The 21533-nt window shown below is 60.8% G+C and carries 19 protein-coding genes and 1 rRNA gene; 11 read left to right on the plus strand and 9 right to left on the minus strand.

What is annotated here, in order from left to right; translation table 11 throughout:
• A 5S ribosomal RNA gene (rrf, locus tag E8K79_RS19920) occupies positions 1–94 on the plus strand; the annotation flags it as partial.
• Positions 95–168: 74 nt separating this feature from the next.
• On the opposite strand, the gene E8K79_RS19925 is transcribed toward rrf, so the two are convergent.
• The gene (locus E8K79_RS19925; protein ID WP_246043933.1) at positions 169–1497 is read right to left on the minus strand and encodes a radical SAM protein; all 1329 of its coding nucleotides are present in this window, start codon (positions 1495–1497) and stop codon (positions 169–171) included.
• Between the two features lie 410 nt (positions 1498–1907).
• Between E8K79_RS19925 and ung the strand changes: the two genes are divergently transcribed.
• A complete protein-coding gene (gene ung / locus E8K79_RS19930) occupies positions 1908–2597 on the plus strand; it encodes a uracil-DNA glycosylase (protein WP_136516289.1) in 690 nt (229 codons plus the stop codon).
• 59 nt (positions 2598–2656) lie between these two features.
• Here ung and E8K79_RS19935 read toward each other — a convergent pair whose 3' ends face one another.
• The gene (locus tag E8K79_RS19935) at positions 2657–4255 is read right to left on the minus strand and encodes a methyl-accepting chemotaxis protein (RefSeq protein WP_136516290.1); all 1599 of its coding nucleotides are present in this window, start codon (positions 4253–4255) and stop codon (positions 2657–2659) included.
• Between the two features lie 297 nt (positions 4256–4552).
• On the opposite strand from E8K79_RS19935, the gene E8K79_RS19940 reads away from it, so the two are divergent.
• Entirely contained in the window at positions 4553–4858 is a 306-nt protein-coding gene (locus E8K79_RS19940) for a hypothetical protein (protein WP_136516291.1), read from the plus strand.
• A 48-nt stretch (positions 4859–4906) separates the two neighbouring features.
• Here E8K79_RS19940 and E8K79_RS19945 read toward each other — a convergent pair whose 3' ends face one another.
• The 3 genes from E8K79_RS19945 to E8K79_RS19955 are packed head-to-tail and all read right to left on the minus strand — an operon-like array spanning position 4907 to position 8283.
• Entirely contained in the window at positions 4907–7096 is a 2190-nt protein-coding gene (locus tag E8K79_RS19945; RefSeq protein WP_136516292.1) for an ATP-binding protein, read from the minus strand.
• Positions 7083–7958, minus strand: coding sequence for an HDOD domain-containing protein (locus E8K79_RS19950; RefSeq protein WP_135873080.1), 876 nt, complete (start codon positions 7956–7958; stop codon positions 7083–7085). The genes E8K79_RS19945 and E8K79_RS19950 overlap by 14 nt, the downstream gene beginning before the upstream one ends.
• Positions 7948–8283 (minus strand): hypothetical protein, encoded by a 336-nt coding sequence (locus tag E8K79_RS19955; protein WP_246038272.1) that lies wholly within the window; start codon positions 8281–8283, stop codon positions 7948–7950. Before E8K79_RS19955 ends, E8K79_RS19950 begins: the two co-directional genes overlap by 11 nt.
• 191 nt (positions 8284–8474) lie before the next feature.
• On the opposite strand from E8K79_RS19955, the gene E8K79_RS19960 reads away from it, so the two are divergent.
• The 3 genes from E8K79_RS19960 (at position 8475) to E8K79_RS19970 (ending at position 10992) form a co-directional block, all read left to right on the plus strand.
• A complete protein-coding gene (locus tag E8K79_RS19960; protein ID WP_135873096.1) occupies positions 8475–9401 on the plus strand; it encodes a DMT family transporter in 927 nt (308 codons plus the stop codon).
• A gap of 82 nt (positions 9402–9483) precedes the next feature.
• Entirely contained in the window at positions 9484–10269 is a 786-nt protein-coding gene (locus E8K79_RS19965; protein ID WP_136516293.1) for an Fpg/Nei family DNA glycosylase, read from the plus strand.
• Positions 10270–10464: 195 nt separating this feature from the next.
• Positions 10465–10992 (plus strand): DUF4142 domain-containing protein, encoded by a 528-nt coding sequence (locus tag E8K79_RS19970; protein WP_135873075.1) that lies wholly within the window; start codon positions 10465–10467, stop codon positions 10990–10992.
• Between the two features lie 63 nt (positions 10993–11055).
• On the opposite strand, the gene malQ is transcribed toward E8K79_RS19970, so the two are convergent.
• Together malQ and E8K79_RS19980 are read right to left on the minus strand one after the other, a co-directional pair.
• Complete coding sequence (gene malQ / locus E8K79_RS19975) at positions 11056–12546, minus strand: 4-alpha-glucanotransferase (RefSeq protein ID WP_136516294.1); 1491 nt, start codon at positions 12544–12546, stop codon at positions 11056–11058.
• A gap of 111 nt (positions 12547–12657) precedes the next feature.
• On the minus strand, positions 12658–14196 hold the full coding sequence (locus tag E8K79_RS19980) for a cytochrome B6 (RefSeq protein WP_136516295.1): 1539 nt from the start codon (positions 14194–14196) through the stop codon (positions 12658–12660).
• Between the two features lie 250 nt (positions 14197–14446).
• Between E8K79_RS19980 and E8K79_RS19985 the strand changes: the two genes are divergently transcribed.
• The 5 genes from E8K79_RS19985 to aroC all read left to right on the plus strand — a co-directional run bounded on the left by E8K79_RS19985 (position 14447) and on the right by aroC (position 20564).
• Entirely contained in the window at positions 14447–14974 is a 528-nt protein-coding gene (locus tag E8K79_RS19985; protein ID WP_136516296.1) for a hypothetical protein, read from the plus strand.
• A gap of 2 nt (positions 14975–14976) precedes the next feature.
• Entirely contained in the window at positions 14977–15507 is a 531-nt protein-coding gene (locus E8K79_RS19990) for a YMGG-like glycine zipper-containing protein (RefSeq protein WP_136516297.1), read from the plus strand.
• 224 nt (positions 15508–15731) lie between these two features.
• Positions 15732–17297: an apolipoprotein N-acyltransferase gene (lnt, locus tag E8K79_RS19995; protein WP_136516298.1), complete on the plus strand. Its 1566-nt coding sequence runs from the start codon at positions 15732–15734 to the stop codon at positions 17295–17297.
• 67 nt (positions 17298–17364) lie between these two features.
• Positions 17365–19479, plus strand: coding sequence for a glycogen debranching protein GlgX (gene glgX, locus E8K79_RS20000; RefSeq protein WP_136516299.1), 2115 nt, complete (start codon positions 17365–17367; stop codon positions 19477–19479).
• Positions 19480–19481: 2 nt separating this feature from the next.
• Complete coding sequence (gene aroC / locus E8K79_RS20005) at positions 19482–20564, plus strand: chorismate synthase (protein WP_136516300.1); 1083 nt, start codon at positions 19482–19484, stop codon at positions 20562–20564.
• A gap of 3 nt (positions 20565–20567) precedes the next feature.
• Here aroC and E8K79_RS20010 read toward each other — a convergent pair whose 3' ends face one another.
• Positions 20568–20999 carry a surface-adhesin E family protein gene (locus E8K79_RS20010; protein ID WP_136516301.1) on the minus strand — a complete coding sequence of 144 codons (432 nt, stop codon included), beginning with the start codon at positions 20997–20999 and terminating at the stop codon, positions 20568–20570.
• 3 nt (positions 21000–21002) lie between these two features.
• The gene (locus tag E8K79_RS20015) at positions 21003–21452 is read right to left on the minus strand and encodes a hypothetical protein (RefSeq protein ID WP_136516302.1); all 450 of its coding nucleotides are present in this window, start codon (positions 21450–21452) and stop codon (positions 21003–21005) included.
• Positions 21453–21533 lie beyond the last annotated feature (81 nt).

A 21533-nucleotide genomic window follows, 5' to 3' on the forward strand; every position in this document is an offset into this window, starting at 1 on the left:
CACACCCGTTCCCATCCCGAACACGGAAGTTAAGCCTCTCTGGGCCGATGGTACTGCATTGGTAACGATGTGGGAGAGTAGGTCGCCGCAGGGAATTTAATAGAGAAGCCCCACTGGAATCCCAGTGGGGCTTTTTCGCTTTTCTGCCTTCTACCAACCTGTCATGGCTCACGCCTCAGCCTGGATCATGGGACATTCAGCCGGCGGCACGAAGACCGTTCCTGATTTGAAATACGCTTCGCGGAAGCAGTACCCTGCCTTGCTCTGGCATTTCGCCAGATCCTTACAGTCGTAGCAGGCCGCGCCCTTGAACTGCTCTGATCTTGGATGGGTGAAGTTCCGCAGCGCATCGCTGTTCCAAACCTCAGCTATCGAGTCCTTTGACACATCGCCCACGAACAGCATCTCGTCTCGTGGCACCGTGTCGTACAGCATCACCTTGCCGTCCGGCGTTATGGTCATGCTGCTGTGTGCTCCGTAGCGCCCTTCCTCCCGGCAGAGTGTTATCTTTTCCGCGATTCCCTTGTCCTCTCCCGGCAGTGGCCCGAAAGGTTCACTGTACCTGTCCCAGGACTGCTCACCTTGCTCCAGTCCCGCTGTGGAGAGATCTATTTCCGGGAAATCGATCCTTGCCTGACGGCATTGCTCCAGGATGGAGTTCAGCCATTCCGTTCCGAGGAACATCTTGTCTGTGTTGCCTGTTAAGCTTCTATTGTAGGCCGCGATAGATATCTGGCGTACCCCCATGTCCTGAAGTCCCTCGACCCATTCGTAAACGTATGGAGCGGTCAATGCGGTCACAACTGATTTCACTCTGAGATTGAACCCTCTCTTGAGAAGGTTTCTGATACTGCGCACGGCCCTGTTATAGTACCCCGGGCTGCCGGCGAGTGTGTCGGCAGTAGGTTCATCGGGATCCATGCTGAGTTGGATCTCTCGCACGTATTGGTTCACTGGCTGTGTCATGCCGATTGCGACGAGGCTGTCTGCAATTTCTTCGGTAATATGGCATTTCGTCGACAGGGTGAACAGCATCTCCAGTGCTATCATTTCCTCTATCAACTGCAGCGAGTCCTTTCTCAAAAGAGGATCGCCGCCGGAAAGCGTCACTTGATCGATGCCAAGTCCCTTCGCCTCCCGCAACAGTTCTTTCCAGCGCTCGGTTGACAACAACTTCCCTTCGGGGACACAGTGCCCCTTGGCAAAGCAGAAAGCACAGTTGGGCTGACAGTCGTTGCTAAACATTACGTTGAGCGAGATCGGGGTGGCGAGGCGCTGCTGCTCCTTCCACCTGGAGGCTTTTACCACGAAATCAAAGGGGTCGATGCGTTTTACGTACGCCTCTAACTCGGGAGTCATGTTAACGACGGCATCGTCTTCTCGGTTCGCTTCACTTATTATCCTAGTAATAAACTCCTGTGACTTTTCCTGCGACTCCAGGTTAAATGCGTACTGTGCGATCATGGTCAGGTGTCTGACTGTTAGACGCCCGTCCATAAGTGCCAAGGCGGCACCAGCCTTTGGAGACAGAACACAGTACCGGGGCCTCTCGTGATCGTAACGACACAAAAGTGTCCAGTGACCGTTCCGCTTCAGGCGCCAATAAGGGGAAATGACCGGGATGGTGGTTTCTGTTATGGCGACGTCCTTTCCTAGAACAGCACACTCTAGTGGCATTTGATTGCTCCTCCTTGGAGAGTCGATTCCCCGATTTTGCAACCACACCAGTCTACTTCGGCATTAAAACCTGTCAATGTTTGTTGCGGGGTCACTCAGCGCCAACGAAGTGGGGCATCACAACACCACTTCCTTCCATCGCACGCGTTCTTGGCAAGAATTTCTTGGATCGTGGCCGATAGGTGTGCTAATTTCTGGCTGCGTCATACCAACATTCGGAGCATTTTGCCATGTCGACCGAAGCACAGATACGGCTTGAAGAGAGCTGGAAATCACACCTTCTTGAAGAGTTCGAAAAGCCATACATGTGCGCCTTGAAGGGCTTTTTAAGGCAGGAGATCTTGAAGCGGAAGGTCATTTATCCAAAAGGAAGTGAGTACTTCAATGCCCTCAACTCCACCTCCTTCGACAGGATAAAAGTTGTCATCCTCGGACAGGATCCTTACCACGGACCGGATCAAGCCCACGGCCTGTGTTTCTCGGTCCCTAAAGGCGTCGATATCCCGCCGTCGCTCGTGAATATATATAAGGAGATCCAGAGCGACCTCGGGCTGCCCGCTTCGGAATTCAGCCATGGGCATCTGGTTTCATGGGCTGAGCAGGGAGTATTGCTTCTGAACAGCGTGTTGACGGTGGAGGCGGGCAGGGCGGCGTCCCACCAGGGAAAGGGGTGGGAGACCTTCACAGACCGGGTCATCTCCGTTCTCAACGAGAAGAAGGACCACGTGGTGTTCCTGCTGTGGGGGGCTTATGCCCATAAGAAGGGGGCCGTCATCGACGAAAGGAGGCATCTGGTGCTGCGGGCTCCGCACCCCTCGCCGCTCTCCGCCCATCGCGGTTTCCTGGGGTGTCGGCATTTCTCCAAGGCCAACGCCTACCTCGTCCGGCATGGTCTTGATCCGATTGACTGGATACCATAAATGAAAGGCCCGGGTGATTCACCCCCGGGCCTTTTGCGTATGTGCCAACGTCACTGCTGCTAGAACCTGAATTTTTTGATCTGCCCCTTAAGGTTTTCCGACAGGCTGTTCAGCTGGTTTGCCGTGGCCATAGATTCGCGGTTCGCCCTGGCCGCCCCCTGTATGATGCCGGTGATCTGGTGCACGTTGTTGCTTATTTCCCGGCTGGTCGCGCTCTGCTCCTCGGCAGCGGTGGCAATCTGGCCTATCTGCTGGGTGACCTCGTTTATCTGCCTTTGAATCTCCTCCAGGCTCTGACCCGACTTGACCGAATCCTCGGCCCCCTTGGCCGCCTCGCTTGCGCTTTCCTGCATCACCTGCACCGCCCTGGTGGTCTCTTCTTGAATGGAGTGGATGTTAACTTCGATCTGTTTCGTCGCGTTGGTTGTTCGCTCTGCGAGTCGGCGCACTTCGTCGGCCACGACGGCGAAGCCGCGTCCCTGTTCTCCAGCCCGCGCAGCCTCTATCGCTGCGTTGAGCGCCAGCAGGTTGGTCTGGTCCGCGATGTCCTGGATGGTACTAATTATGTCGCCGATCTGCTCGGATTTCGCGCCAAGGGAACTCACGCTCTCCGAGGTGAGATGGACCTTTTCATTGATGAGCTGCATGCCGCGAATGCTGCGCTGCACATCGGCCGAACCGATCGTGGCTAGATCGCATGCGCGCTGGGCGCTCTCTACTGCCTGGAGGCAGTTCTGCGATATGTCCGCCGATGTTGCGGCCATCTCTTCACCGGCGGTGGAGACCGTTTCGGTCTGCCCGGCGACGTCTTCCGAGGTTTGTGCAAGTTTCTGGGTGCTGCCGTGCAGTTCGGAACTCGCGTTGGCGACAGCGTTGGCATTATCGGCCACCGACTCGACGATAGCATGAACCTGTTCAATGAACCTGTTGAAGTAGCGGCTTGCCGTGCCGATCTCGTCATTTGATTCCCTCAGGCGGTGGGTGAGGTTGCCATCCCCTTCGGCGACGTCCTTCAGGGTCGCGATCAGGGCACGCATCGGCTCTAAAGCCCGGTGCATGACCAGGTAGGCGACCAGGGCAAGAAGGCCGGCGAGCAGCGCGGATATACCGAAACTCAGGTATTTCAGTTGGTCGAAGACGGCGAGGAACTGCGATTTTTTCTCACCCACGAACAGCGCACCGATTACCTTGCCGCTGCCGTCCTGCAGCGGCAGGTATGAGGCGAAGTGAGGGGTCCCGAGGATCTTTGCTTCTCCTAGGTAGCTGGAGGCCCGGTCGATGACAGCATCACGGGCTGGGCCCTGGAGACTCGTACCGACCGCGCGGGTGCCGTCGTCCTTCTTTATGGTGGTCGCAACCCGCGTGTCGCCCCGGAAAATGGTGGCTTCACCGCCGAAGATTTCCTTCATTTTGTCGGTCACATCGTTGCGGCCGTCAAGGGGCACGCCGTTTGCCTGCAGCTTCCCGTCGGCAAGGGTGAACGATGCACCGTTGGGCGCGACGAGTTCCTTGAACGCTTTAGTGCGAGAGGTAAGCCCGACGGTGACTTGCCGGGTTATCTCCTTCTTGATTACGTACAGGGTGATCGCCGACGTCGTTATGGTAGCGATCAGGACGATGGCTACGTTAGCGATGAAGATCTTTTTGCTGATATTCATTGGTAAGACCTCTTGTTGCAAATGGGTGTTGTTAAAACCATTACGCTTTTGAAGCTCTATCGGCTTACTGTCGAGAATCTTTAGAAAATGTATGACAAAAATTGTATACAGTTTGTGGCCGGAGGGGAAGCAGAGACGGGGGCGAGGCCCACTGTCACAGGGTAAAGGATCGGGACAATGAAGCTGTCATTTATAAGTATAAAAACGAGGCATTGAGTGATAATGATTTTTAGTTGCAAAGTCTGAGAGGTCTCTTCTATACTCTCAATATGGAGTTGAAAGAAAAGGAGGTTTGCCATGAAACGACTTGTGAGAACATTTGCTGTCGTTACGACTGTCTCTCTCATGTCAGTAATTTCCGTACTGGCAGCCGACACCGGGATGGGGATGAGCCCTGACAACAGCACGAACAAAGACCAGTGCCTGCTGGTCGCTCAGACATGCAAAGACAGTGTAGACTCATTGCAGCAGAGAATCGACCGGCTGCACCGTGAGATCAGTAAAGGCAACAGCGTGTACACGAATGACGAGTTGAGGAGCCTGGAATCCCAGCTTAAGGATGCGATAAGCACCATGGAGGTCCTGACGCGGGGAGGGGCTTGACGGTTATCTAATTGGTATCAAGCTCGGTCAAAAAATGGAGGCTGTGGTTCAAGCCTCCATTTTTGTTGGCGAACCATCGCTGCCGCAGGCAACCACTACGAAAGCTGCGTACGCCTCCTGCAGCTGATGGTACAGTGCGGGGAGTGGCCCTAGTTGCTGCACTTTGGCGAGGGCTTCCATCTCGGCAGCAAGGTTTCGCATGCGTACCGCGCCCATGTTGCCGGCCGTTCCGGCGATGGTGTGGGACTTGAAATAACAGGTTTCGTGATCGCCATTTTGCAGCGCTTCGCCGAGCAGACGAAGGTGCTCCGAAACTGCACTCACGAATTTGTCGACGAATACACCTACCATCTCCTGGTCGCCGCCCAGGCGGTCAAGCAGATCCTCAACGTCAAAGTCAAGGGGGGCGGCAGAAGGAGGCGGAACGTCCACCTCGCTAGTCGGAGCGCCCGCGGGGGGAGACTCCGACGCAACCTCTGCCGTGATCCTGCGAATCACCGACTTCAGGTCCCGCTCCCGCACCGGCTTGGAAATGTGGCTGTCCATGCCAGCCTCCCGGCAGATGGCGACGTCTTCCTTCATGGCGTTGGCGGTCATGGCGCAGATGTGAATCCGTCGCCCCGTGCCGTGTTCCCGCTCGCGGATGGTCCGCGTAGCCTCCAGTCCGTCCATCACCGGCATCTGTACGTCCATGAAGATGAGGTCGTACTCCCCCTGTTCCCACTTTTCCAGCGCCTCCTTGCCGTTCTCGGCGCAGTCGACCTCGTGGTTGCCCGTCTTGCCGATCAGCTTGAGCGATATGAGCTGGTTGATGGGGACGTCGTCGACCAGCAGGATGCGCAGCGGTCGTGCCGTCTGTACCGGCTGTTCATCGCCTTCGTCGACGGCGGGAAACTCCCCGGGCTGGGGAAGCCTGCTCTTTAGGGTGAAGCTGAAGACACTTCCCTCTCCGAGGCGGCTCTCCACGACGATCTTACCCCCCATCAATTCCACGAGGCTCCTGCTTATGGAGAGTCCGAGTCCGGTCCCACCGTAGAGACGGGTAGTCGAGCTGTCAGCCTGGGAGAACTTCTCGAAGATGACGTCCAGGGCGTGCGGGGCGATACCTATACCGGTATCGGCAACGGCGAACTTGAGCTGGACCTCACCGTCGTTCGCGCCCAGGAGCAGGCACTTCACGGTGATCGACCCCTTGTGGGTGAACTTGAGCGCGTTGCCTACCAGGTTGCCAAGCACCTGCCCTATCCTGACCGGGTCGCCGACTGCGAACTGCGGCAGGTCGGGGCTGGCGTCGAGAAGCACCTGCACCCCCTTTTCCTGCCCGCGCAGCATGAACGGTTGGAGGCAGCGGTCGAGGAAACGGTGCAGGTCGAAGACGATCGCCTCGAGGGTGATCATCCCTGCCTCCACCTTGGAGATGTCGAGTATTTCGTTGATGATGGTGAGAAGGCTTTCGGCACAGTCGGAAAGCGACTCGAGATAGTTGCGCTGCACCTTGTCGAGCGGGGTTTCCATGAGGAGTCTCGCCAGACCGATGACACCGTTCATGGGCGTCCTGATCTCGTGGCTCATGTTGGCAAGAAAGACGCTCTTCGCGGCGGTGGCTGCCTCGGCGCGAACCAGGGCGTGCTCAAGCTCGGTGGTCCGCTGCTGCACCTTGAGCTCCAGGTTCTGCATGTGCTCCTGGAGCATTTCGTAAAGCTCAGAGTTCTCCACCGCATAGGCGGTGTTGATCAGGATGCTGCTCAGGGCGTTTAAGGTCGAGACCTCGGCGCTCAGGTGGCTTCCCCGCATGATGCCGGCGAACATCCCCCTGATGCGGCTGTTGGTGGCAAGTACGTGCAAGACGAGGGTGTCGGTCCCGGCGACGGTGGGGACCACCACCGGATGGTTCTGGTTCAGGGCCCACGCGAAGGTGCCGTCCTGGACCCGCGCCTCTACTTCCTTCCTGATCGTCGCTCCGGACCGTTCGGGTTCACAAACCGTGAGGTCGAAAGAGGAATCGTCGTCGATGCCGAACATGGAGAGGGTGGCGAAGGGAATCAGGCGCTTCAACTGCCCGAAGACGGCCCGGATCACGAAGGACGATTCCTTCACCCGGTAGATGTCTGACTGCAGATCACTGCAGGCTGTGAGGACGTCGAGGGTGCGGACGTAGTTCAGGTTCGTCTCTTCTAGGAAGCTCACCCGCTCCTGGAGGTTCCTGATCTGGAAATCCCTGGGGTCATCGGGCGCCATCTTCACCCCCGAAAAGGACCGAGACCGTCTGCTCGTAGGTCGTGTCCACCTGCTTGATAAGCGTGGGGAGGAAGTAACAGGAGATCTGCAGCCGCTCCCAGACCGCATGGTCCAGCTGCGGCACGAAGATCTCGCCGCTGTTGCCGATCTGCATGGCGTGGGCGATGATGTCGGCGAAATGCAGGATGGAGGCCTCACGGGGATACTGGTCCGCCTTGCTGCAGTTGTGATGCGTCCCCACCGGTTCGGCCACGCGCGGCGGGATCTTCCAGCGCTTCAAGAGTGCTCCGCCGACGTCGGCGTGGTCGAAGCCGAAGCGCTCGCGCTCGGCTCGCTGCAGGATCATGCCCGTACTCCGGCATTCCTCGAGGAGTTCGAGGCAGATCTCCGGGACCCTTACGTACATGACGAGCCTCCCTACGTCGTGCAGGATTCCGGCGACGAAGAAGCGCTCTAGGTTCGCCTCCCGCTGGCTGGTGGCGAGAGTCCTGGCAGCCAGGCCGGTGGCGATGCTGTGCTTCCAGAACTGCTCCATATTGACCAGGTCTTCCGGTATCCCCTTGAAGACGTCCATGACGGAAAGAGCGAGAGCCAGGTCGCGGACCTGCAGGACGCCTATGATGGTGACCGCCTGGGTGATGGTGTCGATCTTTGAGAAGTAACCGAAGAGGGGGCTGTTGGCGAGTTTGAGGATCCTCGCGGTGAGCCCCTGGTCCTCAGAGATGATCTTGGCGATGTCCCCTATCGAGCTGCGGGGGTGGTCGATCGCCTCGGAAAGCTGAGAGTAGAAAAGCGGGAGCGAATGTATGGTGGAGACATCCTCAACCATGTGCTCGACGGAGAGCTGGGGTTTACGCAGCACGGGTCGCCCTCCTCTCAGTGCAGATGCGCATCAGCTCCTTTATCGCGGGATGCTCGGGGTCGTTGTAGACGAAAAGGTGCTCCACCTCGGTACGCGCCTCGGCCAGAAGCTCCGGATCGATCTCCGTGTTGGGGGAGGGAGGGGCTTCCGGGTCTTCCGCGATGGTCTCCCCGACGATTTCGACCTCGAGGACACCCCACATGCGGAAGATGGAGAAATGCTTGTCGGTGAGTTCGGCACCCGACGGCAAAAGGAGCCGTCCGCTGCGGTCGCAGACGTTGCGGCTGAGGACCATGCCCGGTGCGAGGTTGTCGATGTGAACCACTGCCAAAATAGATCCTCCTCTGCGCTGGCACCAGTTCTTATGGTGTCTGCCCCATGTATCGGTTCTGCTCGAAAATTCTTTAGCACCTGGTGCGTTTAAAAGAGAGCCTCCAATAAGAGCGGCGCGACGAGAGAGAAATTGTCTCACAACAGCTGTTGACATATGGACCTGCCCCTGTCTTTAATATGCCGATGCATACGACGACACAAGACGACCCGCGCTCTGCCAGAGCCACCTTCTGGCTGATAGTTACCACCGTGTTCTGGGGTGGCAGCTTCATCTTCAACAAGATCGGCTTCCGCGAGATCCCGCCGCTCGATTTCTTCTTCTACAGGTTCGCGCTGGCTACGCTCCTCATGGCGGTGCTCTGCCTGCCGCGCCTGAAAAAGCTCGACCGTGGCACCTTGAAGACCGGGGTTCTGGTCGGTCTGCCGCTCGCGGCGACGAACCTCTCCTTCGTTCTCGGGGTGAGCGGCACCAGCGTGTCCCGGGCGGGGTTCCTGAACAACCTGTTCGTGCTGCTCATTCCGCTTCTGTGCTTCGTCTTCTGGCGCGAGCGCCTGGATCGCTGGAGCGCGGGTGGGCTCTTCCTCGCCCTGGCCGGTCTCTGGCTTCTCGCCAAGGGGGGCGTGGACGGCTTCAACCAGGGGGACCTCCTCTCCACCCTGTGTGCCCTCTTCATCGCGCTGCAGATCATCGCCGTCTCCAGGCTTGTCGGCGAGGAGGACGTCTACCTTTTGAGCCTGATCCAGTTCGCGACCGTGGCGGCGGTCGGGGGCGTGCTGAACGTCGCCCTTCCATCCCCTCCCTTCACGGTCACCTGGGTTTCGGTGGGGGCGCTCGTTTACTGCGCCGTCTTCCCGACAGTCGTCTGCTTCACCCTGCAAAACGCCTATCAGCGTTACACGACCCCCACCAAGGCCGGGCTCATCTACACCATGGACCCGGTCTGGAGCATGCTGGGGGGGACGCTCCTTCTGGGGGAGAGGCTCACCGCCGAGGAATGGACCGGTTGCGCCCTCATCTTCGCCGCGGTAGTGCTCCCCCTAGGGGTGAAGCGCCTGCGTGAGCGCTACTCCGGCATCGGTTGCGAGGCCGAAGGGGCTGCCGCCGACTAGCCGCCCCTCGCTTTGACACCAGGGATATCATCGACTACGCTGCAAGCACATCAAAGCGCCGCCTGCGGCACGAGGAGGAGCCATGCCTGAGCTTCCTGATCTTACCGTCTATGCCGAAAACCTTGGGAAGGCCCTCGTGGGGAAGAGGATCGAGAAAGGCGAGTACCACGGGAGGGGACGCCTCAACGTTGCCGCCGGCGAGCTTGCCACCGCCGTCGCGGGTGCCGAGGTGACCGCTGTGGAGCGCACCGGCAAACAGGTAACCTTCCGGCTCGGCAACGGCGCCACGCTGAAAATCCACCTGATGCTTACCGGCGGGTTCGTCCTCACCGGTTCTACCGCGGTGAAGGAGGTCCGCTACCCGGTGCTCACCCTGCTCTTTGCCGACGGTACCGCCCTTGCCGTGGCAGACGAGAAGGGATGGGCGAGCGTCACCCTGAACCCCGGCGCCGAGAAGGAAGCGCCTGACGCGCTGGAGCTCACCGAGGAGGAGTTGCAGCGGTTGTGCGCCAGGAAGACCCGCACCATGATCAAGCCTTTGCTTCTCGACCAGGCGCTGATCGGGGGCATCGGTAACGCCTATGCCGACGAGATCCTCTGGGCCGCGCGCATCTCCCCGAAATCCCCTGCCGGCAAGCTCCCCCCGGAGGCGGTACAGGCCCTCGCCGAGGCGATTCCAGCGGTCTTGAACGACGCCATCGCGGAGTTGAGAAAGCGCCACCCGGACATGGTTTCCGGCGAATATCGCGAGTTTCTGAAGGTGCACCGCCCCGAGCTTAAGACCTCCCCCACCGGTGCCAAGATCATCAAGGAGAACGTCCAGTCCAAGCGGACCTACTACACCGAGGAACAGCTGCTGTACCAGTAGCATCTTGCGTCCTCCGGACCCGCTGTTACCGAGTCATCGCCTGAAGCGCCCCCATGGGGCGCTTTTTTATTGTCCTTCGCGAAGCGGGCGAAGGTGCCGGACCGGTTGACAAGAAGCCAAAGCCGGATACCTTTTGACGGTTAGATTTTGCTAATCTGACAAACCCCACGGCTAAGGCCACAAAAAGGAGGCAACATGAAAAGGAGATTGGTATGGATGGCGGTGGTTTCCCTGTTCGCATTCTGCAGCATGCTTCTTCCGGCACTGGCAGCTGACAAGCTGACCATGTCCGAGAAGTCCTTCGTCAAGAAGGCGGCGAGCGGCGGCATGATGGAGGTCGAACTGGGACAGTTGGCTAAGGAAAAGGCAAAGTCACAGGAAGTGAAGGATTTCGCCCAACTCATGGTGACTGATCACGGCAAGGCGAACGACGAGCTGAAGACGGCGGTGGGAAACAAGTACAAACTTCCCGCGAAGATGGAACTGAAGCACAAGGCGATGGTCGAGAAACTCCAGAAGACCTCAGCCGACGAGTTCGACAAGAAGTACGCGGAAGCGATGGTAAAAGACCACAAGAAGGACGTCGAGGACTTCAAAAAGGCTAGCAAGAAGGTGAAAGACCCCGAGATCAAGGCGTGGATCGACAAGACCTTGCCGACCCTGGAGCAGCACCTGCAGCACGCGAAGGATATGGCCCAGAAGGTGGGCGCCGCGAAGAAGTAGTCGGGGTGACAGACGGGCAAAAGGAGAGGGGCTCTGCCACGAGGCGGAGCCCCTCTTTTTCGTTCAGCGCGCCCTGTCGTAGCGAAGCGTCATCTCCGCCAGGCGATGCGCCGCCCCGGTGAGATCGACCGATGGGGAAAGGCGCCACTGCCAGTTGCCTTCGCTTCCTCCCGGTGTGTTCATCCTGGTGTCGGCTCCGCCGCCGACGAGATCCTGCAGTTGGATCATGGCGGTGCGCGCGACCGACATCTGCGCGAGCCTGGTCAGTTCCCAGCCAGCCTCGTCCACAAGGTCGCGACCGAGGTAATCCGACAGGCGCCTTTTCTCATCATTTCCCGCCTCATCAAACCAACCACGCGCCGTGTTGGTGTCGTGCGTCCCGGTGTAGGCGACGCTGTTTTCCGGGTGGTTGTGGGGGAGGTAGATCTTGGCGTCATCCTGGAAGGCGACAACGAGCACCTTCATCCCCGGTATGCCGAACTGCGCCATCTTCTCCCGCACCTCGGCGGTGATGACGCCGAGATCCTCCGCGATCACCGGGAAGGTGGGGACGTACCGCACCATGGTGTCGAGGAACTCGTTGGATGGGACCGGCTGCCAGCTCCCCTTAAGTGCGTTCTCAGCACCCGCCGGAACTTCCCAGTACGATATGAGCCCGCGGAAGTGGTCGATGCGCACCACGTCGAAGCGTCTGAAGAGGTGGTGAAAACGGGCGACCCACCAGGAGAACCCGCTTTCCTGCAGGGCATCCCAGTTATAGGCGGCGCAGTCGAAGAGCTGCCCCTTCTCGCTGAAGCTGTCGGGCGGGCTCCCCGCCTGTACGTACGGCCTCTTGTTCTCGTCCACCTTGAAAAACTCAGGGTGTACCCAGATATCGGCGGCGTCACAGCTCATGAACATGGGGAAGTCGCCGATCACGCTGATCCCCTTGTCGTTGCAGTGCTGCTTCAGGGCTTGCCACTGGCGGTTGAAGACGTACTGCAGGAACTTCTCCCGCTCCACGGAGTCCGAGAGTTCGTCGCTCATCTGCCGCACCTCATCGCTTGTGCGACGCCTCAACGCCTCGGGCCACTCGGCGAGGGGGAGGCCGTTCAGGTGTACGGTCATCGCGTTGTGCAGGGCGTGGTCGTCGAGCCATTGCGCGTTGTCGCGGCAGAAAGAGGTGTACTCCTGGTCTGCCGCCTGCCCCTCTTTGAAGCGGTGGTGTGCGCGCAGGAAAAGGTGATCCTTGAAGCGCGAGACCGATTGGTAGGTGACGCACAGCGGGTCGAAGGGGTGATGGTCTTCCACCTCCGCCTGGGTCAGGAGCCCGTCGGCGACCAGGAGTTGCGGACTGATGAGGGCCGTGTTGCCGGCGCAGGAAGAGACGCTGATGAAGGGCGAATCGAGGAACCTCTTGTTGGTCGGGTTGAGCGGCAGCACCTGCCAGTAACTCTGCTTTGCCTCGTGGAGAAATTCGGCGAAACGGTAGGCACCGGGACCGAGGTCGCCGATGCCGAAGGGGGAAGGGAGTGAGGTGACGTGACAGAGCACGCCGCTGGCGCGTCTTTTCATGGTGCCTCCGAAAAAGGCCCCACCTGTTTCAAGGGGGATCAGGTGCCTGTCCCCTTCAAGACAAGTGGGGCCTCGGGTGTGATACTGGGAGCGGCGGTTCCTCTTTAAAGGCTAGAGCACCCTGAGGAAGGCAACTAAGTCGTTTTGCTCCTGCTGGGTGAGTCGCAAACCAAGCACCAGGTCGAAAAACTTCACCGTGTCCTCAAGGGTGAGGCAGCGGCCGTCGTGCATGTAGGGGGGGCTCTCCTTGATGCCTCGCAGGGTGAAGGTCTTGATGGGGCCGTCGCCGGGCTCCCTGGTGAAGCGATCAAGCTGCAGATCATGCATCATCTGGTCGAGGTAGAACGGAGCGGGATGGCAGACGCCGCACCTCCCCTTGTCGAAGAAGACCTGCTGACCTGCCATTTCCGACTGGGTCGCTTTCGCCGGGTCGAGGAAGCCGGCGGGGTCGAGTTTCGGGGCGGGGGGGACGTCGAACATGTTCTGCATCTGGGCCATGTGCGACACCTGCACCCGGCTGATGATGTTCATCCCCTTCTTGGCGGCGTGGATCTCGTCGCCGTTGAAGTAGGCGGTGCGCTGCTCGAACTCGGAGAAGTCTTCCACCGAACGGAGGCTCCGTTTGGAGGAGTGGACCTGCTGGTTGAAAAGACCACGAAGGCTCACCGTGTCGAGGCGGAAGCGACGCTCCTGCGGACGGATGTCGGGGCTTAAGTGGAACTGCGCCGTGGTGTGGCCGTTCACATGGCAGTCAAGGCAGGCGACCCCGAGGCTTGGCTGGGGCGACTTACGGTCATCGGTCGGGTTGAACTCCTCCTGGGGGAAGGGGGTGACCAGCATGCGCAGGCCGTCGAGCTGCACCGGGGTGAGGAGGTCCTTGAAGAGGCGGTAGTAGTTGTTGATGGACACCACCTCGCCGCGGGAGACATCGCCAAGCTCCGGGCGGCTTTGCAGAAATATCGCGGGCGGAAACTCGGGAAGGAAGGCGTCGGGGAGGTCGAAGTCGACGTCGAAGCGCTGCAGCCTCGGGAACATGTCGATCTGTATCTGCGGGAAGACCTGGCCGCCGTTCACCTGCTTGGGATGGGGCAGCGGCGGGTAAGGGAAGAGGTTCTTCGATCTCACCTCTGCCGGGTTCATCGCGGTTAGGCTCTCCCAAGTCGCTCCCTTTGCCAGCCGCGCCGTCGGGCCGACGGCGATCGGCTTGCCGCGCGACATCTTCACATCCGGTGCAAGACGCGGACGCAGGTCGTAGCGCGATTCCAGAAGCCGCCTCTGCGTCTCCATTACCTTGGGCTTTTCACCGGTATCCTTCTGATAAACCTCCTGGAAGGTCATCATCGGTTTTTTCGCGTCCAGCGGGTCGCGGTAGAAGTCGAACCCCAGGATCTTTCCTTCGTCCGGTTGGTTCTTGAACGCGGTGGAGGAAGGCTCCGCCTTGGTCGTATGGAAGACGTCGGACTGGTCGTGGCTCCCCCTTTGCTGTTCAGGGCGAGTAGCCGGCACATCCCTTGGCATCTGGGCTTCCATCACCGCGTCCGGCGGCGCCTTGCGGGAAGGCTGCCCCTCCGCGGTCCACGAGTTGACGGCGGGGAGGATGAGAGCGGCTGCAATAAACAGTGATGATACAACGGTGGCGTCTTTTCTCATACCAGGCTCCTTTTGAGGTGTAATATTGGAACCCGCTAATTTTTCCACGGTCGCCGGGGAAGTCAAACCGTACTGCGGACTCCCGCGCCTTCAGGTAAGACAGGCAGAGTGAAGGACGCGGTGCCTTTTCATGTCGCGCTGATAGGATCTGTTGCCGTGTGCCATGGTTCCTTTCTTAGTTTTTGCAGATATAGCGGCCGCGTTGTACAATGAGTTAGTCATAAAAGCCCACGAAAAAGGAGGGCACGTCATGAGGAACCACCGTATTTGCACCCTGCTTCTTCCACTGTTTCTTGTCGCAGCGTCAATAACTTCTACCGTCGTGACCAGTCATGCTGATTCCGGCGGACGAGGTGACAGGGCTGTCGCTCGCTCGGTAGGGCGCTCCGGCGGATCAGTTACCTATGGCGGCCGTGGGAGCTATGGCAGCCGTGGGAGCTATACGCGGTACGTCGGGCCGCGGCACGACTCTCACTTCTCGGGGAGTGTCTGGATCGGACCGGGGTGGGGATACTATGACCCCTTCTTCTACCCGTACTATTACAACTACCCAGCCTATCCGTACTACTACTCCCCCCCGACGGTGGTCGCACCGCAGGAACCGCAGGAGTACATCTCCCCCGACACGCAGCAGGAGCAAGAGGGTGGGCAGTACTGGTACTACTGCCGCAAACCGCAGGGGTACTATCCCTACGTGGAGCGCTGCCCGGGAGGGTGGTTGAAAGTGGTGCCGGACACGACGCCGCCCAGTCAGGAACAGGAAGACAAGGAGGAATGATCATGACAAGGACTTTGACCAACGTTTGCTCGCTGCTTGCCTTACTGGTTCTGGGGGGGTGCGTCACTATGCCGACGGGACCGAGCGTCCGCGTGCTCCCCGCGCCGGGGAAGACCTTCGAGCAGTTCATGGCTGAGGACGCCGTCTGCCGCAGGTATGCCGAGCAGCAACTCGGTATGAGCCCGCAGGATACGGCGAACCAGAACACCGCGACGAGCGCCGTGGTGGGGACCGCCATCGGTGCCGGGGTCGGGGCGGTTCTTGGCGCGGCGAGCGGCAATGCAGGGGCGGGGGCAGCCATCGGCGGTGGCACCGGTCTTCTCTTCGGCGCGGCGAGCGGCTCAGAGTCGGGCCGGGTCTACGGCTACGAGGCACAGCGGCTCTACGACAACACCTACGTGCAGTGCATGTACGCCAAGGGGAACCAGATTCCGGGGAACGTACGCAAGACGCGCCGCGTGAGGACCTATGTTCCTCCTCCGCCTCCGGGGGTGTACTCGGTGCCGCCGGATTACTATCCGGAGCGTTACTGAGAAAAGGGCGCCTGTGAGGGCGCCCTTTTCTTATATGGGGAAAGCCTGGGAGTAATGGGAATGCTGGAGGCTGTAGACTGGAGGCTAGGAGCTAGTGGGCTTAGTGGCCGGAGGTGCAGTCATGGCTATCGACCGGCGTCGTTGCCCTGCCGGATTGTGGTTGTCATGCCGTTGTGGTATCGTGCGGTGGCGCGAGGCGCCATCACCAAAAATTAGAGGTCGTCTTGAATACTTCCAGCAACTCCCACCCCCTTGCTCCCTGGGGCGCCGCCATACTAACCGGCGTCCTGCTGTTCCTTGGCTACGCCGGCTTCGACCAGTTCTACCTTGAGTGGATCTTTCTCCTCCCACTTCTCTGGGCCATCCGCGACGTGCGTCCGCGACGCGCCTTCCTGCTCGGCTGGGTCGCCGGCATCGTGGGACACGGCGGCGGCTTCTACTGGATCATCCAGATGTTCCAGCAGTTCGCCGGTGCTCCGTTACCGGTCGGCATCGTTGGACTCGTTCTTTTGGCGGCGGCCAACGGGGTCGTGCTGGCGGTCTGGGCCTGGGGGGTAAGCCTGCTCACCCGCGGACGGGAGCGCCATCTGGTATGGATCGCCCCGGTACTATGGACCGCCATCGAGAAGGTCTGGCCCGAGGTGTTCCCAAACTACTTGGGCGCGAGCCAGTACAAGGTCCCGCACCTGACCCAGATCGCCGATTTCGCCGGTGTCCTCGGCGTCTCTTTCCTCGTGGTCTACATCAACGCGACGCTTTATCGGATCCTCGCCTGCCGGCTCGAAGGTAAAGGGGTGCCGTGGCGCGCTGCGGCGGCGCTCGGGTGTACCCTGGTCCTTGTTGTCGCTTACGGCGAGTTCCGCATCCGCGAGGTGGACGGCAAGGTCGCCGCGGCGCAGCACCTCACCGTCGGGCTCGTGCAGAGCAACCGCGGCGCGGCCGACCTCCATCTCTCGGCCGGAGCGATACAGCAAGAACACCGCGATATGTCGAAGGCACTGCTCGCGGCAAGGAAGGCAGACCTCGTGGTCTGGCCGGAGGGGGTGCTGAGCGTGGGGCTTCCCTCTCGCGAGGGGACCATCCCGACCTGGGCCCTCGGCGACCTCAAGGTCCCGCTGCTCTTCGGGGCCTGCCTCCAACTGAACGAGGAGGGGGAGACCCGCTTCTACAACAGCGCCCTTCTCGCCGACGCCTCGGGTAAGATCCTCGGTACCTACGACAAGACCGTTCTCGTTCCTTTCGGCGAGTACATCCCTTTCGGGGACCTCTTCCCGGTCCTGTACGCGTGGTCCCCGTACAGCAGCAAGTTCTTCTCGGGGAAAAGCGTCGAGCCGCTCAAGCTCGGACCGCATCTCCTATCGGTGAGCATCTGCTACGAGGACATTTTCCCCACCCATATCAGGAAGCTGATGCGCGGGGGGAGTGAGGGGCGGACCCCGGCTGTCATGTTCAACCTGACCAACGACTCTTGGTACGGCAACTCCACCGAACCCATGGAGCACCTCGCCCTGGCGAGCTTCCGTTCCATCGAAAACCGCCGCTCCCTGGTGCGGGTCACCAACACGGGGATCTCCGCCTTCGTCGACCCGGCTGGGCGCATCACGAGCCGCACCGGCGTCTGGACCAGGGAGGTCCTTGTGGACCGGGTGCCGCTTCTGGAAGGTAAGACGGCGTACGGTGCTATCGGCGACTGGATCGGCTGGCTCTGCGCAGTCATCTCGCTCGGTGCCATAGTCTTGGTGACTGTATCAAACAGGCGCGATTTGACTGGGAAACAGAATGCTTTATAGTCTGACAGGGAAAAAGCGGGTCTCACAGCCTCCCAACTAGAGACGGTCCCACGGGACAGAAGGTACCATGGCCAATTCGAGCGGAAGATCGGGCAGAAAGAACGCGGAGCAGTTGAAGGGGAATACCTCCCCACTGGGTGCGACCGTCACCCCCGGCGGGGTGAACTTCAGCGTCTTCGCCAGGGACTGCAGCGGCGTCGAACTGCTCCTCTTCGACCGCGCCGACGACGCCGTCCCCTCCCGGGTCATCACCCTCGACCCCAAACAGAACCGCACCTACCACTACTGGCACGTCTTCGTCCCCGGCATCGGCGCGGGGCAGCTCTACGGCTACCGCGTCGCCGGTCCCTTCGAGCCGCAGCGCGGACGCCGCTTCGACCCCGGCAAGGTCCTCATCGACCCCTACGGTCGCGCCGTCGCGGTCCCTGATGGCTACTGCCGGGGGGATGCGTGCCTTCCCGGCGACAACGCGGCAAGCGCCATGAAGAGCGTGGTGGCCGACCCCCGCGGCTACAACTGGGAGGGTGACCTGCCGCTCAAGCGCCCCTATTCCAGCACCGTCATCTACGAGATGCACGTGGCCGGGTTCACCAGGCACCCATCTTCGGGAGTCTCCAACGACAAGCGCGGCACCTACGCGGGGCTCATCGAGAAGATCCCCTACCTGAAGGAGCTGGGCATCACTGCGGTGGAGCTGCTCCCGGTGTTCCAGTTCGACCCGCTCGACGCTCCCCTGGGGCTTCGCAACTACTGGGGCTACAGCCCGGTCTCCTTCTTCGCACCCCACGCCGCCTACAGCTCAAAGCAGGGAGCGCTCGGCCCCCTGGACGAGTTTCGGGACATGGTGAAGGCGCTGCACAAGGCGGGGATCGAGGTGATCCTCGACGTGGTCTACAACCACACCTCCGAAGGAGACCACAACGGCCCCACCTTCTGCTTCCGCGGCTTCGCCAACGACGTCTATTACTCACTCGCCCCCGACGGCAGCTACCTGAACCATACCGGCTGCGGCAACACGCTGAACGCGAACCACCACGTGGTGCGCCGGCTCATCATCGACTCCCTGCATTACTGGGTAAAAGAGATGCACGTCGACGGCTTCCGTTTCGACCTTGCCTCCATACTTTCCCGCGATGGCCAGGGGCGTCCACTGAAGGATCCCCCCATCCTCTGGGACATCGAGTCCGACCCAGCGTTAGCCGGCATAAAGCTCATCGCAGAGGCGTGGGACGCGGGTGGGCTCTACCAGGTGGGGAGCTTCATCGGGGACAGTTGGAAGGAGTGGAACGGCGAGTTCCGCGACGACGTGCGCCGCTTCCTAAAGGGGGACGAGGGGATGGTGTCCCGCTTTGCGGCGCGTATCCTGGCGAGTCCGGATATTTATGGGCACCAGGAGCGCGAGCCGGAACAGAGCATCAACTTCGTCACTTGCCACGACGGCTTCACCCTGAGCGACCTCGTCTCGTACAACAAAAAGCACAACGAGGCGAACGGGGAAGGGAACCGTGACGGCTCCGACGCGAACGCAAGCTGGAACTGCGGGACGGAGGGGCCGACGGACAATCCCGCCATCGAGGCACTGCGCAAGCGCCAGGTGAAGAACTTCGTCGCGGTCACCCTGCTCGCCCTCGGAACGCCGATGATCCTGATGGGTGACGAGGCGCGGCGCACCCAGCTTGGAAACAACAACGCCTACTGCCAGGACAACGAAATCGGCTGGTTCGACTGGAACAAGGTCGAGGAGCATGCCGACATCCACCGCTTCACGAAGGAACTGATTCGGGCACGCCTCAGGCAGAGCGAGGCGTCGGCGGATTCCATCACGCTCAGCCAGCTGCTTGGGCAGGCGCGCCTTGAGTGGCACGGCGTCCGCCTCGGGACGCCGGACTGGAGCCACGAGTCGCACAGCATCGCCCTCACCGTCCGTAGCAACACGAAGAGCCTCGTGTTCCATTACATGGTGAACGCCTATTGGGAGCCGCTCTCTTTCATGCTCCCCTCGCCCAGGAAGCTTCCAGGAGGGAGATGGCACCGCTGGATCGACACCTCGCTCGACTCCCCCGACGACATCGCCTCGTGGGACGAGTTGCCGCTAGTCGAGGGTGAGAGTTACCGTCTTCCCCCCCGCAGCCTCGTCGTGGTCGTGGCTAAAAACCGCACGGCGAGCCGGACAAGGAGCTGAACATGTCATCGGTATTCGGAACGATCTTCAGGGTTTCCACCTTCGGCGAGAGCCACTGCAAGGCGGTCGGCGCTGTTATCGACGGGGCACCGGCCGGGATACAACTGTCCGAGGCGGACATCCAGCCGCAACTGGACCGCCGCCGTCCCGGGCAAAGCGAGCTCAGTACCCCCCGCGCGGAGGAGGACATCGTCACCATCCTCTCCGGCGTCGAGCTCGGCGTCACCCTCGGGACCCCCATCGGTCTCATGGTGCATAACCGCGACCAGCGCCCGGGGGACTACGAGGAGATGGCGGAGGTGCCGCGCCCCTCCCATGCCGACTACACCTACCAGATGAAGTACGGCGTGCGGGCCTCGAGTGGCGGCGGACGTTCCTCCGCACGGGAAACCATCGGCCGGGTCGCGGCGGGTGCCATCGCCGAGAAGTACCTCTTCGAACGTTACGGGATCGAGATCGTCGCCTGGGTGGACGCCGTCGGGGCGATCGATGCCGGGCCGGTCGACCTCACGGGGATCACCCGCAAGGAGGTGGACGCACACCCGGTCCGCTGCGGCAACCCCGCCATGGCGCAGGCGATGGCCGACCTGATCGCCCAGGTGCGCGACAAAAACGACTCGGTCGGGGGGATGGTCTCCTGCGTCTGCCGTAACATCCCTGCCGGACTCGGCGAGCCGGTGTTCGACAAGCTGGACGCCCTTTTGGCCCACGCCATGCTCTCCATCCCCGCATCCAAGGGGTTCGAGATCGGCTCGGGCTTCAGCGGCAGCCGCATGCTGGGGAGCGCCCACAACGACCCATTCGTCAGCAAGGGGGGGAGGCTTGGGACCTCGAGCAACTACTCTGGCGGCGTGCAGGGGGGGATTTCCAACGGGGAGCCGGTCTACTTCCGGGTGGGCTTCAAGCCGCCGGCGACGGTTGCACTGCCGCAGAAGACGGCGCGCTTCGACGGCAGCGAGGCCGTCCTCGAGGCGAAGGGGCGCCACGACCCGTGCATCGTGCCGCGCGCCGTCCCCGTCGTCGAGGCGATGGCCGCCCTGGTGCTCATGGACCTCGTGCTCAGGCAGGAATACCGGAAGCGTTAAAGGCTAGCGGGTGCAGGCCTGCACGATGACTAGCCCCATCCTGGTATCGGGGGGGAACTCCTCCCATTCGGTGACGGCGGAGAGGTCGGTGCTTCTCAGCGTGCCGCCCTTCTTGTCGAGATGGGTCGCGGCGAGGAGATGCCCCTCCCGCTCCGCGCAGTTGATCTCGTAGCTGTAGAGGGTTTCGTACAGCGGCGTGGAGTCCGGCAGTTCCGCGAGGACCTTGAGGGCGTCCTTTCTTCCTTGGTCACTGTACACCACCCGCGTCCTCACCTGGATGACCCCTTCCCGCAGCGGGGTCACGCCGCTTCGGTCGAAGAAGAAGCTCGAGTCCTCGTTTTCGTCCAGCTTGAACCAGTCAGGCGACGCCGCAAAGGCCGACGCAGCCAGCATCCCCACCGCAACCATGCTCAGCAGAAAAAGTTTTACCCGCATCTCTCACCCCCTTGCATCCAATTCCTCAGCCCGCGAACGTATCTTCTGCATCTCCGTCTCCAGGTCGGTGATGATCTCCTCTTCCTCCCGCACCAGCCCGTGAACCTTGAGGGACTTGCGCAAGAGATCCAGGTCGTACTCAAGGTAGAGCGGCGCCACCGGGCTCTGTCGAGCCGATTTCAGGATCTTGCGGACGATGAACCCGGTGAACTGCGGGTGTTCCAGCAGTTCATGGCGCATCTCCCCGTCGTAGGGGCGCAAAATCACCCGCTCCCGCACCGGATCGCCGTGCACCGTCATCTCGGACATGAAGGTATCCGGTGCTTCCTCGGAGAGCCGGACGTCGGCGATCCCCAGCGCGTAGCGCTCCGGGTGGTGCAACCGGTCGACCAGCATGTCCCACAGCGTCTTGTGCTCGCAATGAACCACCACCTGAAGGGTGCGGATGAGCATGGGAGCCTCCTTGTGCGTATCGTACCTGCTGGATTTCTTGAACTAGCCAATTATAAAACGCCCTCTCATGCGGTCAAGCCG

This window comes from Geomonas edaphica, from assembly GCF_004917075.1.
Classification (GTDB): Bacteria; Desulfobacterota; Desulfuromonadia; order Geobacterales; family Geobacteraceae; genus Geomonas; species Geomonas edaphica.